We start from the raw sequence: 1280 nt of genomic DNA on the forward strand, positions 1-1280 counted from the left end.
AGCCAGGAGCAGAGCACGGGCATCGAGCAGGTGAACCAGGCGATCGCGCAGATGGACCAGGTGACGCAGCAGAACGCCGCGCTGGTCGAAGAGGCCGCGGCCGCGGCGCAGTCGATGCAGGAGCAGACCACGAGCCTCGTGCAGGCCGTCAGCGTGTTCCGGCTCGATGGCGGCGCACAGCCGGTGCACGTCGAGCCGGTGCAGGCGCAGGCGCCGCTGCGCCGTCCGGCGATGAAGCCGCGTCCGCCGAAAGAGGCCATCGCCTCCGCGGCGCCCCTGGCCCTCGCCCGCGGCACCGCGGGCGACTGGACCGAGTTCTGAACCCGGGCCCTCCGTTTTTTCTCACGAACATCCACCATGAACTTTCTTTCCAACACACGCATCGGGACGCGCCTGGCCATCGGCTTTGGCTTGGTGCTCGCCCTTACCCTGGTGTCTGCCGCCTACGCGCTGATGACCGCCCGCAGCAACGCCGAGGCCACGCGGCAGATGATGCGCAGCCCGCTCGCGAAAGAGCGGCTGATCTCCGACTGGTACGTGCTGACCTACTCGGCCATTGCACGCACCGCGATGATCGCGCGCACCACCGACGAGACCCTGCCCGTCACCTTTGCCGACGTCATCTCCGACAGCGTGAAGAAGGGCGGCGAGACCATGGCCAAGGTCGAGGCGCTGCTGGTCACCGACCTGGAGAAGTCGACCTACAAGAACATCGTCGAGCTGCGCGCCAAGTACCAGTCCGCCAAGGACGCGGTGCAGAAGGCCAAGGCCGGCGGCGTGCCCGGCGAGGCCGAGAATGTCTTCAAGGACGTGTTCCAGCCGGCCGCCAAGGCCTACGAAACGCGCGTGCTCGACCTGCTGGCACTCGAACGCAACGCCATCGACGAGATGAGCCAGCGCATCGACGCCGCAAACGATCGCAGCTTCAACCTGCGCATCGTGCTCACGGCGCTCACGCTGCTGATCGGCGCGCTCTGCGCCTGGCTGATCGCGCGCAGCGTGACCCGCCCGCTGGCGCATGCCGTCACCGTCGCCGAGACGGTGGCCAGCGGCGACCTCAGCGCGAACATCCAGGCCGATTCACGCGACGAGACCGGCCAGCTCATGCAGGCGCTCAAGCACATGAACGAGAGCCTCGCCAAGGTGGTGAGCGAAGTTCGCCAGGGCACCAATGCCATCGCGACCGCCTCGGGCCAGATCGCAGCAGGCAACCAGGATCTCTCGTCGCGCACCGAGGAACAGGCCAGCTCGCTCGAGCAGACGGCCGCCTCCATGGAAGA

1 protein-coding gene and 1 pseudogene are annotated in these 1280 nt (G+C 67.7%); both read left to right on the forward strand.

The window, feature by feature from the left end; genetic code table 11:
- A pseudogene (locus AC3A6G_RS27275) lies at positions 1-321 on the forward strand (methyl-accepting chemotaxis protein); the annotation flags it as partial.
- A 36-nt stretch (positions 322-357) separates the two neighbouring features.
- A partial coding sequence (locus AC3A6G_RS27280; RefSeq protein ID WP_487875088.1) for a methyl-accepting chemotaxis protein occupies positions 358-1280 on the forward strand: 923 nt, incomplete at its 3' end.

It is taken from the genome of Variovorax sp. Soil_C_26 (assembly GCF_057657075.1).